The organism is Clostridium sp. chh4-2, assembly GCF_002899675.1.
In the GTDB taxonomy this organism is placed as follows: domain Bacteria; phylum Bacillota; class Clostridia; order Lachnospirales; family Lachnospiraceae; genus CHH4-2.
Map to the genome: position 1 here is coordinate 244,224 of NZ_PKUU01000006.1, position 16,562 is coordinate 260,785.

18 protein-coding genes are annotated in these 16,562 nt (G+C 43.8%); 9 read left to right on the forward strand and 9 right to left on the reverse strand.

Annotated features, from left to right (window positions below):
- Positions 1–15: 15 nt before the first annotated feature.
- The 3 genes from C0033_RS08700 to C0033_RS08710 all read left to right on the forward strand — a co-directional run bounded on the left by C0033_RS08700 (position 16) and on the right by C0033_RS08710 (position 3,922).
- A complete protein-coding gene (locus tag C0033_RS08700) occupies positions 16–1,158 on the forward strand; it encodes an N-acetylmuramoyl-L-alanine amidase family protein (RefSeq protein ID WP_103227460.1) in 1,143 nt (380 codons plus the stop codon).
- Between the two features lie 96 nt (positions 1,159–1,254).
- Complete coding sequence (locus C0033_RS08705; RefSeq protein ID WP_103227461.1) at positions 1,255–2,922, forward strand: GH25 family lysozyme; 1,668 nt, start codon at positions 1,255–1,257, stop codon at positions 2,920–2,922.
- A 217-nt stretch (positions 2,923–3,139) separates the two neighbouring features.
- On the forward strand, positions 3,140–3,922 hold the full coding sequence (locus C0033_RS08710) for a transposase (protein WP_103227462.1): 783 nt from the start codon (positions 3,140–3,142) through the stop codon (positions 3,920–3,922).
- Positions 3,923–3,992: 70 nt separating this feature from the next.
- Here C0033_RS08710 and C0033_RS08715 read toward each other — a convergent pair whose 3' ends face one another.
- The 3 genes from C0033_RS08715 to thrC form a co-directional block, all read right to left on the reverse strand.
- Complete coding sequence (locus tag C0033_RS08715; RefSeq protein WP_103227463.1) at positions 3,993–6,110, reverse strand: glutamine synthetase III; 2,118 nt, start codon at positions 6,108–6,110, stop codon at positions 3,993–3,995.
- Between the two features lie 238 nt (positions 6,111–6,348).
- Positions 6,349–7,212, reverse strand: a complete 864-nt coding sequence (gene fba, locus C0033_RS08720) for a class II fructose-1,6-bisphosphate aldolase (protein WP_103227464.1) — start codon at positions 7,210–7,212, stop codon at positions 6,349–6,351.
- Between the two features lie 82 nt (positions 7,213–7,294).
- Positions 7,295–8,782 (reverse strand): threonine synthase, encoded by a 1,488-nt coding sequence (gene thrC / locus C0033_RS08725; RefSeq protein WP_103227465.1) that lies wholly within the window; start codon positions 8,780–8,782, stop codon positions 7,295–7,297.
- A gap of 323 nt (positions 8,783–9,105) precedes the next feature.
- On the opposite strand from thrC, the gene C0033_RS08730 reads away from it, so the two are divergent.
- From C0033_RS08730 to C0033_RS08755, 6 genes are all read left to right on the forward strand, one after another.
- On the forward strand, positions 9,106–9,828 hold the full coding sequence (locus tag C0033_RS08730) for an amino acid ABC transporter ATP-binding protein (RefSeq protein WP_103227466.1): 723 nt from the start codon (positions 9,106–9,108) through the stop codon (positions 9,826–9,828).
- A 43-nt stretch (positions 9,829–9,871) separates the two neighbouring features.
- Entirely contained in the window at positions 9,872–10,801 is a 930-nt protein-coding gene (locus C0033_RS08735; RefSeq protein WP_242984452.1) for a transporter substrate-binding domain-containing protein, read from the forward strand.
- Between the two features lie 5 nt (positions 10,802–10,806).
- A complete protein-coding gene (locus C0033_RS08740) occupies positions 10,807–11,514 on the forward strand; it encodes an amino acid ABC transporter permease (protein WP_103227467.1) in 708 nt (235 codons plus the stop codon).
- Positions 11,515–12,174 carry an amino acid ABC transporter permease gene (locus C0033_RS08745; protein ID WP_103227468.1) on the forward strand — a complete coding sequence of 220 codons (660 nt, stop codon included), beginning with the start codon at positions 11,515–11,517 and terminating at the stop codon, positions 12,172–12,174.
- 79 nt (positions 12,175–12,253) lie between these two features.
- Positions 12,254–12,508 carry a FeoA family protein gene (locus C0033_RS08750; protein ID WP_103227469.1) on the forward strand — a complete coding sequence of 85 codons (255 nt, stop codon included), beginning with the start codon at positions 12,254–12,256 and terminating at the stop codon, positions 12,506–12,508.
- 226 nt (positions 12,509–12,734) lie between these two features.
- On the forward strand, positions 12,735–12,836 hold the full coding sequence (locus tag C0033_RS08755) for a FeoB small GTPase domain-containing protein (protein ID WP_242984453.1): 102 nt from the start codon (positions 12,735–12,737) through the stop codon (positions 12,834–12,836).
- 221 nt (positions 12,837–13,057) lie between these two features.
- On the opposite strand, the gene C0033_RS08760 is transcribed toward C0033_RS08755, so the two are convergent.
- The 6 genes from C0033_RS08760 to C0033_RS27300 all read right to left on the reverse strand — a co-directional run.
- Entirely contained in the window at positions 13,058–13,894 is an 837-nt protein-coding gene (locus C0033_RS08760) for a peptidoglycan recognition family protein (protein ID WP_103227470.1), read from the reverse strand.
- Between the two features lie 223 nt (positions 13,895–14,117).
- Positions 14,118–14,324, reverse strand: a complete 207-nt coding sequence (locus C0033_RS08765; RefSeq protein WP_103227471.1) for a holin — start codon at positions 14,322–14,324, stop codon at positions 14,118–14,120.
- Position 14,325: 1 nt separating this feature from the next.
- Positions 14,326–14,556: a hypothetical protein gene (locus C0033_RS08770; protein ID WP_242984454.1), complete on the reverse strand. Its 231-nt coding sequence runs from the start codon at positions 14,554–14,556 to the stop codon at positions 14,326–14,328.
- Between the two features lie 124 nt (positions 14,557–14,680).
- Positions 14,681–15,103, reverse strand: coding sequence for a hypothetical protein (locus C0033_RS08775; RefSeq protein WP_103227473.1), 423 nt, complete (start codon positions 15,101–15,103; stop codon positions 14,681–14,683).
- Positions 15,081–15,821, reverse strand: a complete 741-nt coding sequence (locus C0033_RS08780; protein ID WP_103227474.1) for an acyl carrier protein — start codon at positions 15,819–15,821, stop codon at positions 15,081–15,083. Before C0033_RS08780 ends, C0033_RS08775 begins: the two co-directional genes overlap by 23 nt.
- A gap of 451 nt (positions 15,822–16,272) precedes the next feature.
- Positions 16,273–16,562: hypothetical protein (locus C0033_RS27300; RefSeq protein ID WP_207656861.1), on the reverse strand; the 290-nt coding region annotated here is incomplete at its 5' end.

Below are 16,562 nucleotides of genomic sequence, written 5' to 3' on the forward strand. Positions count from 1 at the left end.
AGAGGAGGATTTTTAATGATACGGAATAAACGATTGACAGCGTGTGTACTGGCCGGACTGATTACTGCAATGTCAGGCGCCGGCGCATTTTCTGCACTCGCTGCAACTGGCTGGACTCAGGAAGGCAATAACTGGGCCTATTATGATACGGACGGCAGCAAACATAAGGGGTGGATTCAAACTACTGACGGCTATTATTATCTGGATCTGTCCACTGGCCTTATGAGCATTGGCTGGAAGCAGATTAATAACAATTGGTATTATTTCAAATCCAATGGCATTATGGCAACCCGGTGGGTTCAGGATAATGGAAAATGGTATTTTATGCTGGATGACGGAACCATGGTTAAGGGATGGCTCCGGGTTGGAGAAGATTATTTCTACCTGAAGGGCGACGGCTCCATGGCAACCGGATGGCGGGAGATGGACAACGCCTGGTATTATTTTAAGGATAACGGCACTGTGGCCATCGGCTGGACCAATTTGAACGGAGCCTGGTATTATTTTGCATCCGACGCAAAGATGATGACCGGATGGCAAAAGGTGGGCAACGATTACTTTTACCTGAATTCAGACGGCAAGATGCTTACGGGCTGGCTGAGCGACGGCACCAATAAATATTACATGGATCCCGGTAACGGCAGCATGGCCGACAGCTGGAAGCAGATTGACAACAACTGGTATTATTTTAACAACGCAGGTCATATGCAGACAGGCTGGCTGAATTTAAGCGGCAAATACTACTATTTAGACCCATCTACCGGTAAGATGGCTGTCAACCAAACCTTGACAATCGATGGATCAAGCTACACCTTTGACTCCAATGGCGTTTATACTGGTTCTTCCTCCAATAATTCACCCGGTAATACTTCCAATGGAAATACCCCGGGAGGCTCAGGCAGCGCCAATACTGTAATTAATAGCAATTCACCAGGTTCAAGCTCCGGATCGAATTCCAACGCTCCCGGATCTTCAAATTCGAACTCCAATGCTCCCGGTTCCTCGAATTCGAATTCTAACGCACCTGGCTCCTCGAGTTCGAATTCTAATGCTCCTGGTTCCTCGAGTTCCGGATCGAATTCGAATACACTTGGCTCTTCTGGTTCCGGCTCCACCAGCGTGGGACTGCAGCCGGGCAGAACGGATGGACCTCACTAATTCATTTTTAACATCAAGGGTGAAGGCATTTTCAAAAAAGCCTTCACCCTTTGTGTTGAACGGCTAGTTCAATTACTTAAAGGAGGACTGATTAAAATGCACAATTACAAGAAGCTGGCAGTGTTTGCGCTGGCAGGTATAATCGGAATCGGCGGCCCGGCCGCTTCGATTCCCGGTATGGGATTTGATTCTTTTGCCGGTTATGAGAGGGTTAATGGAGAATATCAGATGTTGGACGGCACAGTCATTGAAGGTGTCCACGCGCGGGGTATCGATGTTTCACAGTGGCAGGGAGTCATCGACTGGGAAGCGGTCGCGGCCGATGATATTCAATTTGTTATGCTGGGAACAAGATATTCCGGAACTGTAGACCCTTATTTTGATACTAACGCTAAAAATGCGGCTGCAGCCGGGCTGGATGTGGGTGTTTACATCTATTCCTATGCAACCAGTGTGGAGATGGCTGAAGATGAGGCTGATTTTGTCCTCAAGCTGATTAAGGATTATAAAATCTCTTATCCGGTGGCATTTGACATGGAAGCCAATGTTCAAAGTACTATGTCTCCTTCAGAATTAAGCGCTTTAGCTAATGCATTCTGCACGAAGATTAAAGACGCCGGCTATTACCCAATTCTTTATGCGAATGATTATTGGCTGGCCAATAAACTGGATATGTCACAGTTGGATTACGATGTATGGGTCGCCCGTTATGAAAAGAAACATGCTTATGCTAATCCGGTTATGTGGCAGGCAACCAGCACCGGCAGGGTAAACGGTGTTAACGGGAATGTCGATATCGATTTTCAGTATGTGGATCTTTCCGAACATCTGCCGGCTAATCTGTGGCGTACGATTGAAGGGATTACCTATTATTATAAAGATCATCAGATGGCGAAAAATATGTGGATTGACGATGGTTCGGACAGATATTACATCCAATCAGACGGAACCGCATTTAAGGGCTGGAGAAAAGAAGACGGGAAATCTTATCTTCTGGATACCGCCAGCGGAAAGATGGTTACCGGATGGCACCAGGAGGATAATAAATGGTATTATCTCATTCCAGGTTCTGGCCAAATGGGTACCGGATGGCAGATGGTTAACGATAAGTGGTATTTTATGAATCAGTCCGACGGAGTCATGAAAACAGGCTGGTTAACCGATAACTCTAACCGTTACTATCTGGATCAGAGCGGTGCGATGAGTACTGGATGGAAGTCATTGGACGGAAGCTGGTATTATTTCAAAACAGGGAATGGCGCTATGGCTACCGGATGGCTGAATGATAATGGAAGCTGGTATTATCTGGAGCCGAATAATGGAACGAATGCCGGAAAGATGAAGACCGGATGGCTGGATGACGGCGGTAAACGGTACTTCCTCAGCGAAAGCAGCGGGCGTATGACTGTGGGTTGGCGGCTTTGGAACAATAACTGGTATTATTTCGGTGGTGACGGAGCTATGAATACCGGATTAATTAATGTTAATGAAGTTCTTTATTACATTGATCCGGCAACCGGAACCATGGTATCCAATACGGTTGTTAATATTAATGGTGTGGATTATAATGCTGCAGCTGACGGTTCATTATCACCTGTTGAAACCGCTTCTGAAACACAGGAGGGAATATCAGGGGATGCGCCGAACGGAGAGGGAAATAATGACGGCGGTGCCACTGTATCCGCCGGAGACACTCCGGGAGGAAGTGGTTCCGGATCTGCGGAGACCACTGAGCATAGACCTAAGGGGCCTGGCGAGCCGTAATTTATATGATACTTCAAGGGATTTTCAGCAAAGCCTTCACGTTTTTATATAAAACGTGAAGGCTTTTTCGAAAATGCCTTGACATTTCATGTAAAATTCACTATATTTAAGGGGATGATGTTACATTTCTTATTTATTTTGCATCGCAGCTGCTTTTTCTGTAATTTATCACATCTTATCATTCATATCTTTTATTCTATCACGAGGAGGTTCTCTCATGAGTGCAAACAAACGAATCGAGTCTCAATTTCAAATCTATCACATTTTCAATCGCGGTATCGACCAACGTCCCATATTAAAAGATCCACAAAGTAAACATTTCTTTTTAAAATGTATTAGAAAAAGTCTGTCCAAATATACAGTGGATATTTATGCTTATTGTCTGATGGACAATCATTTTCATTTATTAATACACGGAGATTTTTCAGAAATCGCAAAATTTATGCGGGATATTGAAGGACGATTCGGAATCGCATACAATTCTTATCAAAAACGGCAGGGAAGGGTTTTTCAAAATGTTTATAAAAGCCGTGCGGTAAACAGCAAACGCTATTTATTGGGCGTACTGCGCTATATACATAAAAACCCTGAAAATGCCGGAATGAATGTTTCTATCTATTCTTATCCGTTTGCCAGTCTGCACGAATACCTGAATCCTCAATCTACAAATCTTATTCTTAGCAAAAGTGCTTTTGAATTATTTTCCCAGAACTTCCAAACTCAAAAAGAATTTATCAGCTTTCACAAGTTCCAGGATATTATTTTATATGATGACATAAGAGAAGACTGTGAGTCGCAGTTAGCGGCAGTTGAACAGATCGCTTTGTCTGCAATTCAAAAACATTTTTCTATCGACAGTTGGGAAGAAGCAAAAAGAAATGTTAACTTTAAAAAGCCTATGGTTATTTTACTTTATCGGGATTTTAACTTTACACAAACACATATATCGCGGCTTTTAGATATCAGTTTTTATCAAATCCGATTATTTTTACATGAATGACCTGGTTATTAACATGAAAGGGTGAAGGCATTTCGCGAAATGCATTCACCCTTAATGTAAAATTATCTGTTTAAACTTCAAAAATCAAATCGCCATAGCTCGGGAATGGCCAGAGGTCTTTATCCACGATCATTTCCAGCTTATCCGCCGGAGCGCGAAGAGCTTCCATGGCAGGTACCACCAATTCACGATATGCCCTTGCCTGTTCTTCCGTATTTTCAACAGTTCCGCACTTCTCATTTACATCAATTAATGCTGCAAGCGCAACCTTCATATCAGAAAGCAACGCGGACGTTTCAATCAGCAGTTCTGTCTGAACGCTGGCATCAGCTTCCGGACATGCGGATTTTACTGAATTTAAAGAGTTTGCAAGTTCTGTTGTATATTTGATAACGGCAGGAATAATCTGCTTGCTTGCCATATCGATCATAGTTCTGGCTTCGATGTTAATGGCTTTTGAATAAGCTTCATATTCAACTTCTGCACGTGATTCCAGCTCTGCTCTTGTGAACACGTTGAAGGTTTCGAACAGTTTTACGGCTTTATCCGTTGTCAGAGCCGGAATTGCGTCCACCATTGACTTGATGTTCGGAAGGCCGCGTCTCTCGGCTTCCTCCACCCATGCGTCTGAATAGCCGTTTCCGTTGAAGATCACTCTTCTGTGGTCTGCCAAAAGCTGTTTAATTAAGTCATGAACTGCGGTGTCGAAATCTTCCGCTTGATCCAGAATATCAGCCGCCTCTTTGAATGTCTCGGCTACGATCGTGTTAAGAACTACGTTTGGTGATGCAACTGAATCAGAGGAACCAACCATACGGAATTCGAATTTATTGCCTGTAAATGCAAATGGTGATGTTCTGTTTCTGTCTGTAGCGTCCTTATCCAGATCAGGAAGTGTGGCAACGCCTGTCATCAGCTTGCCGCCTTTTTTGGAGTGGGTCGCTTCACCGGTGCTGCACAGCTGGTCAATTACGTCTTCCAGCTGCTCTCCAAGGAATACGGAAATGATTGCCGGAGGAGCTTCGTTGGCGCCTAAACGATGGTCATTGCCCACATCTGCGGCCGATTCACGGAGCAGATCCGCATGTCTGTCGACAGCCTTTAAAATACAGCCGAGCACCAAAAGGAACTGGATGTTCTCGTGAGGTGTTTCGCCCGGATTCAGAAGGTTAATTCCGTCGTCGGAGGTCAGGGACCAGTTGTTGTGTTTGCCGGAACCATTGACGCCTGCAAATGGTTTTTCATGAAGCAGACAGGTTAACCCATGACGGCCCGCTACCTTTTTCAGGGTTTCCATAACCATCTGGTTGTGATCGACTGCTAGGTTGGCTTGGTCGTAAATCGGGGCTAATTCGTGCTGTGCAGGAGCCACTTCGTTATGCTGAGTCTTAGAGGTAACGCCCAGTTTCCAAAGTTCCCGGTTCACTTCATTCATGTAGGAACCGATGCGCTCGCGGATGGCGCCGAAATAATGATCTTCCAGCTCCTGTCCTTTTGGAGGCATTGCGCCAAATAATGTACGGCCTGCATAAATCAGGTCTTTTCTCTGTAAATATTTTTCTCTGTCAACGATGAAATATTCTTGTTCCGGTCCTACGGACGGAACGACTCTTTTGGAAGTTGTATTTCCGAATAATCTTAAAATTCTGAGCGCCTGGCCGTCAATAGCCTGCATGGAGCGAAGCAATGGGGTCTTCTGGTCCAGAGCTTCTCCTGTATAGGAACAAAATGCGGTTGGAATGCAAAGAGTTACGCCGATTGCGTCTTCTCTTAAAAATGCAGGTGATGTACAATCCCATGCGGTATATCCTCTCGCCTCAAATGTTGCGCGAAGACCGCCTGATGGAAATGAGGAAGCATCCGGCTCACCTTTAATCAATTCTTTTCCGGAAAATTCCATGATTACTTTTCCGTCCGGACTCGGTGCGGAGATAAAGGAATCGTGTTTTTCGGCAGTTACTCCGGTTAACGGCTGGAACCAGTGTGTATAGTGTGTCGCTCCTCTTTCAATGGCCCAATCTTTCATTGCATGCGCTACAACATCTGCAATAGACGGATCAAGTTCTGCGCCATCTTCAACGGTTTTTTTCAATTTTTTAAATACGCTTTTCGGCAGCCGTTCTCTCATAACGGTTTCATTAAACACATTTTTGCCGAATACTTCTGCTACATTCACAAGTTCGCTCATAGATTCTTCCTTCCTCTCATTCGCATTCCATATTTTAGCTAAAAATGAAAGCTGTTAATTCATATAATAGAACATACAATAGAAATGGCGCTCTCCCTATTAAGGAAGAACGCCTTCGTTCTTTATTAAAATAAACTATTTCCTGCAAAAAAGCAAGTAGTTTTTTTAATTTTTTTATTTTTCGTGGATATTCATCGAAAGGTCAGCTTTCTGACATCATTAGTGGTGCAAAATTCAATCAGGCTTTTCCAACTGATCCGAATAATTCCATCTTCTCTTTAACAGTCGCTTTGATTGCTTCTGTACCAGGAGCTAACAGTTTACGAGGATCGAAGCCTTTGCCCTGCTGATCTTTTCCTGCTTCGATATATTCGCGGGTTGCTGCTGCGAATGAAAGCTGGCATTCTGTATTAACATTGATTTTTGCAACGCCGAGGCTGATTGCTTTCTTAATCATGTCTGCCGGAATTCCGGTACCGCCATGAAGTACTAATGGCATGTCCCCAACTTTTTCCTTAACAGCTGCCAAAGTCTCAAAGCTTAAACCAGGCCAGTTTGCAGGATATTTTCCATGAATGTTGCCGATACCGGCAGCCAGGAAATCAATGCCAAGATCTGCGATGGCTTTACATTCATCAGGATCTGCGCATTCGCCGGCACCAACTACGCCGTCTTCTTCTCCGCCGATGGAACCAACTTCAGCTTCCAGAGAAAGTCCTTTTTCCTTGCAAATCTTAACAAGTTCTGTGGTCTTAGCAATATTTTCTTCGATTGGATAATGAGATCCGTCGAACATTACGGAAGAAAAGCCTGCTTCGATACATTTTAAACATCCTTCAAAACCGCCGTGGTCTAAATGAAGAGCTACCGGAACAGTGATGTTCATCTCTTCCAGCATTCCGTTCACCATACCTACAACTGTTTTATATCCTGTCATATACTTTCCGGCGCCTTCTGAAACACCTAAAATAACCGGAGAATTTAATTCCTGTGCTGTTGCTAAAACAGCTTTTGTCCATTCAAGATTGTTGATATTAAACTGGCCTACTGCATATTTGCCATCCCTTGCTTTTTCAAGCATATCCTTTGCCGAAACTAACATATCACAAACCTCCATTTTCTTGAAATATATTTTCATTCCTTATTATATACCACTTTGTCTCTTTTGTGAATCTTTTTATCTCTTATAACCCGAGAATTCCAGCCACCGTATCTTCCATCTGGTCTACATCGCACTCTTTTGTATGTAAAACCTTAGCATTGCGGATCTCTTCCACTGCCTTTGGAACCGGAACGCCGGAAGCTCTGCTGAGTTCATCGATCAAAGCAAATTCATCTTGTCCGCTCTGGTCGCCAAACACCGCATCCATAACGCTGCGAGAAAACTTATATGGGCTTGCCGTTGAGGCGATTACCGTCTTGGCTCTGTCCTTTGTCTCTTCACGGTATTTGTCATAAACGGTTGCTGCAACACCGGTATGGGTGTCAATCATATAATCGGTGTCATTATAGAGTTTCTTGATTGTTGCCGCATTTTCGGCCTGGGTTGCATAATTTCCCCAGAAATCTTTTAATTTCTCTTTCATGGTATCTGTGATGGTATAGCTTCCCTGGGTGCTGAGCTCGTTCATCAGTTCAGCCGTCTTCATTCCGTCACATCCGGTGCTTAAATAGATCAAACGCTCTAAGTTGCTGGAGATCAAAATATCCATGGACGGGGAATTTGTGAGAATAAATTCTCTCTTTTTATCATAAGTTCCTGTTGTAAAGAAATCATATAATACTTTGTTGTCGTTGGACGCGCAGATTAAAGTCTTAACAGGGATTCCCATCTGTTTTGCGAAGTATGCGGCCAGAATATTGCCGAAGTTTCCGGTAGGCACTACCACGTTGATCTTCTCGCCGTTTTTAATCTCCGCATTGGCGATTAACTGGGCATAAGCGTAAACGTAGTAAACGATCTGCGGTACTAATCTTCCTATATTAATGGAATTTGCGGAGGACAGCTGATAGCCTTTTTCCGCTAATTTCTCTGCAAATGCGCTGTCTCCGAAGATCTTTTTAACTCCGGTCTGGGCGTCGTCGAAATTGCCATGGATTGCAACTACGCTGGTATTGGCGCCTTTCTGGGTTACCATCTGGAGTTCCTGCACCTTGCTGACTCCGTCTTTCGGATAAAATACAATGATTCTGGTTCCTTCCACATCTGCGAATCCTGCCATAGCCGCTTTTCCGGTATCTCCTGAGGTAGCAGTCAGAATAACAATTTCATTATTTACATGATTCTTTTTTGCTGCTGTTGTCATTAAGTATGGCAGAATTGAAAGAGCCATATCCTTGAACGCAATTGTGCTTCCGTGGAATAACTCCAGGAAATATGCGCCGTCGGCTTTTACCAGCGGGGCGATCACTTCTGTATCGAATTTACTGTCATATGCGTTTGTAATACATTTTTTCAGCTCTTCTTCAGTAAAATCCGTCAAAAAAAGCTTCATTACTTCATAAGCTACTTCCTGGTATGTCATTCCAGCAAGTTTATCAACCGGTACGTCCAGTGCTGGGATCGATTCCGGCATATACAAGCCTCCATCTTTGGCCAGACCATTCAGAATTGCCTGGGATGCCGTAACGTTATTTTCACCCCCGCGAGTGCTCTTGTATAACAGATTCATATTGTAGGTTCCTTTCTTTTGAAATCATTGTTTAATGGGGAAATTGTAGCACACTTTGGATTCCGGTGCAACTGTTGAAAATACTTACAGCGGAAATTACAGTGTAAAAATTGTGGTTGTAACAGTTAAATTATTGTTATATTTTGTAAAAACTCTTGACATTTTATTTTCAAACGAATATAATTCAAAAAACAGCTAGTTACAACTTAACATAACATGGGCAACGGCGCTCAGAGAGTATTTCTTTATGGAAATCATAGAGATACCTCTGGGCGCTTATTTAATTTCCAACAAATCTAAAATTAAGAAAGGTGGCATGTAAGATGGTAAAGGTCGAAAATTTGAAAAAAGATTTTGGTGATCTGGAAGTATTAAAAAATATCAACTTAACAATTAATGAAGGTGAGAAACTTGTTATTATCGGGCCTTCCGGAAGTGGAAAAAGTACCTTGATTCGCTGCATGAACTACCTGGAGGAGCCGACATCCGGCGAAGTGTACATCAACAATCAAAAAGTTACCAAGAAAAACCGGGGAGAAATCGCAAAGAATTACTCTTCCATGGTATTTCAGCAGTTTAATCTCTATCCGCATATGACGGTGCTTCAAAATCTCACTTTGGCTCCGATCAAACTGCAGAAGGTTCCGAAAGCCCAGGCGGAAGCTGAGGCCATGAAATATTTAGAGAGGGTTGGCCTTGCGGATAAGGCGGATTGTTATCCCCAGAATTTATCCGGAGGACAGCAGCAGCGTGTTGCGATTGCGCGGGCCCTTTGTACGAAACAGAAACTGATTCTCTTTGACGAGCCGACCAGCGCATTGGACCCGGAGATGGTTCAGGAAGTTCTCGACGTTATGGTGGGACTTTCCAAAGAAAATATAACCATGGTCTGCGTTACTCATGAGATGGGCTTCGCAAAACAGGTGGCAGACCGCGTTATCTTTATGGATGACGGAACAATTGTAGAAGAAGGAACGCCGGAACATTTCTTTGAAAATCCGGAAAATGAGCGCACAAAGGCATTTTTGAGCAAAATCCTTCATTAACCCGATAGCTACACCATTATTTATATATGAGGAGGAACTAATTATGAAAAACAGGACTATGAAAACAAGTGCATTTATTATGGCTGCCGCTATGGCAATGTCAGTGGCTTTAACAGGATGTTCAGGCGGTAATAAGCCGGCTGAATCTGCCGCTCCATCCAGCGAAGCTGTCACTGCCGCAGACTCAGCCACAACCGCTGCATCATCCGATTCTGCTGCAGCATCGTCCGGAGACGTGACCGCAGACGTGCAGAAAATCATCGACGCAGGTAAATTAAAAGTGGGATGCAAGGTTGATGTTCCAAAGTTCGGTATGCAGAACACGGAGACTAAGGAGTATGAAGGTCTGGAAGTCGACCTGGCATATGAAATCGCAGGCAGGATCTTCGGATGTACGGCAGATGAAGCGAAGGAAAAGGGACTGGTTGCATTCCAGGGCGTAACCGCGAAAACGAGAGGACCGCTTCTTGACAACGGTGAAGTCGACCTGGTTATCGCAACATTTACCATCACTCCTGAACGTAAAGAGACCTGGAACTTCACATCACCATATTATACCGATGCGGTCGGCCTGATGGTATTAAAGGATTCCGGCATCACATCTATCAACGATCTTGATAAGAAAATCATCGGCGTTGCACAGGGTTCTACCACAAAAGACGGATTTGCCGCTTACACTGCGGAAAAAGGAATCGATGTTTCTCCTGAATTCGAAGAATTTGACGGATACCCATCTTTAGCGGCAGCTCTTGCAGCTAAGAATATCGATGTATTCGCGGTTGACCGTGCGATCCTTGCAGGTTACAACGATGATACAACGGTCATTCTGGACGACAGATTTGCTGAGCAGGAATATGGCGTTGTTTCCAAAAAAGACAATACCGGCCTTGCTGATTTGACAGAAAGCGTTGTAACTGACCTTAAAACTTCCGGTGAAATGGACAATATGTTAAAAGAATGGGGAATTGAATAATTCTTATGATTAAAGACTTATTTGACGTAAAACGGTGGGAGGCATTTTTCCTTGTCCTCCCGGAAAAATACATACCGGGTTTTCTTATGACATTAAAAGTAGCGCTGACAGGTCTCCTGTTGGCGCTGGTTCTTGGTATCATCTTTGGTATGTTATCTACAACAAAAGTAAAACCTTTAAAGCTTCTCGCACGGGTCTATGTTGAATTCTTTCAAAATACGCCGCTGACAGTGCAGGTCTTTTTTTATTATGCCTGTCTGCCGTATCTGATCGGGGGAAGGGTTCCCAAGTTCACGTTGGGCGTAATCGGCGTGGGGATTTATCACGGCGCCTACATATCAGAAGTCATACGAACCGGAATTGAAGCGGTTCCCAAGGGACAGTTCGAAGCCGCTTACTCCCAGGGATTCAGTTATCTTCAGACAATGCGGTTTATCGTGCTCCCACAGACGGTTAAAATCATCATGCCCGCTCTGGCAAACCAGGCGCTTAACCTGGTGAAAAATACCTCTGTTCTGGCTATGGTCGCCGGCATGGATCTGATGTATTTTGCAGATTCCTGGGGCAGCGACCGTGGATTCTTCATGCAGGCTTATCTGCCTTGTGCGATTTTATATTTTATCATCTGCTTCCCTCTGGCCAAACTGGCAAGGTGGCTGGAAATCCGCGCTAAGCGCACTCCTGTTCCTAAAAAGCGGAAGGAGGTGGCATAAATGGGCGATGTGTTGGGTTCCATTTTTACAAAAGCAAATTTTCTGTTTATGATGCAGGGGCTGGGACTGACAATAATAATCGCGTTGTTCACCATCGTTCTCAGTTTGATATTCGGTACAGGTATGGCTTTAATCCGCCATTTCTGCCGCGGCAAAGCGGCTGTATTTTCCGGGCTCGCAGGTGCATATATTGAATTTTTCCGCTGTACGCCCAATATTTTGTGGATTCTCTGGATTCGGTTTACGGTTCAGGGAAATGCCAATGTGAAGGCAGTGCTGGCCTGCACGCTATTTACCACAGCAGTTGTGGCTGAGATCGTGCGCGGCGGCTTAAACGGGATTCCAAAAGGGCAGTTTGAAAGTGCGGCTTCCCAGGGATTCTCATTTTGGCAGACCTTATTCTATATCGTGCTGCCGCAGACGTATAAAAGCATTATCCCAGCTTTGCTTTCTCAGGTCATCACAATCATTAAAGACACCTCTTTTCTGAAGGTGGTTGATATCGCTGAATTTATGCGGAACAGCACGGTTGTTATGGGGCAGCTCCGAAGTTCGGCGCAGATTGTTACCTTATATGGATTCATTGCGCTGGTTTATTTCATGATCTGTTTCTCCCTCTCATGCGGAGTCCGCTATTATCAGAAAAAGATAACTGTATAACTTTATTATAATATATGCTGCACTCTTTTGAGAGGGCGGCATATATTATAATAAAGCTGAACTTATTGATGTGAACAACATGGTAATTCCATTAACTCAGATAGATGTAGGAGAACACGCGCGTATTGTTTGGATTGCCAGCGAAGACAGCATGGCAACGCGTTTAAACGATCTTGGCTTTATCCCGGAAGGGGAAATCGAATGCGTTCTTCAGGGCAATTCAAAGGGCATGAGGGCCTACCTGGTCCGCAACGCTGTAATCGGGCTGCGCCTGGAAAATATTCAGGAAATATTCGTTAAAAAATTAGACTGCGGAGAATGTTCTCCGATTTAACTAAATTCCGACTTAGCAAAGCCGCGAGCCGACCTTTTAATGGTTGGCAGCGGCTTTGTGCCGTTAATTGTACATGCAGTGCATTTTAAGCACGGTTTAACAGGGCTGTGATAAATCTCTTGTCTTCATACTTTCCACAACTTTACAAAGGAATTTATGGTCTGGCAGGCACTACTGGAGTTTCCTTATCATATGTAACTATTAGGTTATAAAATGGAGGAATTATATGGAAGACAATCGTGTAGTAATAGCGCTGGCCGGAAACCCGAATGTGGGAAAGAGCACCATATTCAACGGTCTTACCGGATTAAGACAGCATACAGGATAATGTTTGTTAGCAGTAAAACTTTATATAATGAAGAAACGTCTTTTTAGAGTTAAAATAAGGCCTACAGAATTGTGGCTTTAAAACGCAGAATTAGTATGTCTACGTTACATTTTTAGTTTACACAGACTAGCGTTTAACTGCTATAATATTTACAGTAACTAATGTCGGGATGCATAGTTATAAGATTTAGGATTCGGGAGGTCATAACGGCCTCCCACTTTTTATTCCGCCAGCCCCGGATACTGCAATGCTCCATCCTCATCTGGTGTCAATATCACTGGCTCCGTTGCCATCTTACCCTCCTGATCCAAGTAATACCATTTTCCCTCGCTCTCGCGTAAGCCTTTTACCATTGCTCCATCCGTTCCAAGATAATACCAGTCTCCTTTGTATTGATACCAGGTATCCGACACCATGATTCCGTCCCCATTAAACCAATACCATTTATCCTTATCCTTGTACCAATTATTTGATACATAATTTCCAGTATCCCCCAGATAAAAACGCCAGCCGCCGTTTTCTTCCATCCAACCTGATTTCTTTGTATTTCCAACTCCTAATGCATTTTTAAACTCCATCCATGTATGGCTTGTTGTATTATAAACATATGGATTTGGACAGATTTTACCCGTTACATCATAATGGCGAATTACATGGTCTGCAGAAACGTTGTACTTTGCCATCAGCTCCTTAGTCAGCTCAATCGCCGCCTGAACCGTGGCGTCCTCAAAGTACCAATCATGGCTCGTATCTGCCTGACTTCCTTTATTCCGAACACACATTTCAATTCCAAGACTGTTCGCATTGCGGCACTCCGGATGTACATATGCTTTTGCTCCACAATGCCAAGCAATGTTATGATCTTCCACACTTTGCCAGATGCTTCCATCAAAATTAACATAATAGTGAGCAGAGGCATTGCGATCACCACCAGCATACCATTTACAATTAGCTTCAGCGCTACCTGTAGCTCCTACATAATGGATGACAATATATTTGATCCTGTCAGCAGTTCCTTCCTTATGGTTATACGGGGTCAGTAGCTTTTTTATCTCCATCTTTTTTCCTCCTTGTATTATACTTACTGCCATTATAGTACTGAATATAAATAATTGTAAGTTCTTTGCTCATACTATTACAATTACTTTACATACAGCTTAGAAAACTTGATGAGGCCCGGATCTCTCCAGGCCGTGAAAAGTTGCGATATCGCAACAAGTTGCACCGATGCAACAGCTCCGGCTTAACCCTGCCGGCCGGGAGATATGGGACCACCTCCTCTCAGGCTGGCTTGTCCAATTCCGGAAGGCCGGCCACAGATGTCAACAGGGACAGTATTCCGGCCAGTACAGAGGCAGATGCCACCATAGCCCAACTTACATCCCCCAGTACTGCGGCCGTGCCGATCGTAGCAACCGCCGTTTGTGCTACTGTTTTAACCGCGCGGATCCCCGCAGCTCTTAACCACTTTTTAGTCTTCTCACTCATTTTATAGTCCTCCTCTACTTATTAAATATAAAATACCAGCTGCCACTGCTGTTCCGATGGAGCTGGTTATTGATGTGAAGAAAGTCTTTTTTGTGCCGGACCACTGCTTTGCCGGACGATTCTCGATCTCTTCTACCTTTTCATCAATCTTTTCCACTTTTTCTTTCATGTTGGATACATTCTCATTTGTATGTTTTACCTCACCAATCAACTCCACCATAGTCTTAGACATCGTGTGTATCTCCTCTATGACTGGCTTCAAGTCATTAATCTGATGAGTGTTACTTTTAGAACGCTCTTCGACTTTTGTCAAACGCTCAATGAACTCCGTTTCAATCACATATGGCACCGTCCTTTCAAAATAATTTATAATGCGGTCGCTCCTCGCCAAACCACCAGTACCGAAGCCAGTCATCCAGTACAATTCCGGCCAGGCTCACAGGTAACCAGTAAAGGAAATACTGTGGGCACACCTGCCCCAGGATATTTCCTGGCATATTGCTGTAATCCCATATGCCCCAGCCTAACCACAAGTTAACCACGCATCCGGTCAAAAACTCAAATACCGTAATCAGGCCGGCGCCGATTAGGATCTGTCGCCATAAAGGCATATCCCAGGGCAGAACCTCATTGATAAGCCCAAGACCAATAAAACACAGGCCACCCAGTACAAACATGGTCCAATGGCTCCACCTTCTCCAGGCCAGTTCTAGCAGTATGTACAGCAATCCTCCTACCTCAAACAATATCAAGTACTTATTCAACATCCTGTGCGCCATCTTTGTCCACCCCAATCTCAGCAGCTATCTCTACAAGATATGCATCTAACACCTCTGATCTGTACTCTTCCGGCACATCTGCGCCGTAAAAGATTTCCTGGACCTCCTCCACCGTCTGACAGCCGGCAATCCACATGTTAAGGGCATTACAGTACGTGGTGTGATAGCTGACATGCCACATGGCCGCCTGGATGATGGCCTGCATATCTGCCACACTGTAATACCGGCAAGGCTGGCCGTCGGCGTGATATTCAATCGCTTCCTGACCTGCGGCAACCTGGATCTGCTTACCAAATAGATTGAGCTGGTCCTCGATTGTGAGACTGTAATGCTCCACCGTGTCATCTGACAGGGGGACATTCACACCAGCATAGATAATCTTCTCACAGGCGGTCGCAATCTCCTGCTTTTTCGCCGCCTGCAGCTCCGTCAGGGTAGGAACATAAGGCTCTGGCGGCAATACCTCTCCCGGTTCCTCCTGCGGCACATACACGCTGCCATCGTTGGACAAATACACTGTCTGCCCCTCATCACGATAGACCGTCTCATACCCTGCCAAAGTAGTTGCTTCTGTACCATCTTCGGTATAGATGGTAATGTCTCCCCAAGTAGTAGGAACCGGGCCGGTAAACACAATCTGCATGACATTTGGGGTTATCGGTCGAATCCCCTTGATCTCGTATGGTGTTTCACCAGTTCCAATTTTAATTTTTTCCATAGCTACTCCTTTCTTTATGCAAAAATGGTGTATAAATATATAAAAAGAGCCCTTTCAGGCTCGGAATTTTCATTTTTTATTGTTTGGCTCAATAATATAGTAATAAACAAAACAAAGATTGGAGACTCGTTGTAACCAGTTTTTTGAAAATATCTATAAATATCTCCTCTTTTACTGAATTAGTAGTCAGGGTATTTATAGATGATAATGTGTATTATACAGGCAGTAATCTAATCCCCATTTATGCGATTAAAAATTACAATAAAAGTCTCGTGTGGTGCGGAGGAGGCAGCGATGAATATAATCACTGGGGATACCAGTTAACTACAGAATGTACTAATGATATTGTTACTATAACAGTTCATAAAGTCAGTTTTAACGATGACATACGAAACCCAGAAATAGCCAGCCTTTATGTATATGCGAGATAAATGATTATAAAGAATAATAGTTAATTCCTTTCAAATACCCTCACTAAGAATTCATGCGGGGTATTTGAAATATTAAAAGCAATTCGCTGACCTTGTTTTAATGGATAGTAAGCACTAACATATATGTTAACATTGGTTGGAGCTGAATAATATCCAATTGTGGTGTTATTGATTAATACGCAACAGTTTGTGTTCATTTTAAGATTAATGTATCCAGCCACTATACAATTTTGTGTAGCTGTATATATACCGTTAGCACTTAATGTCGACACAACGCTTGCTGTATTTATATAGCCTGCAAAATTACTAT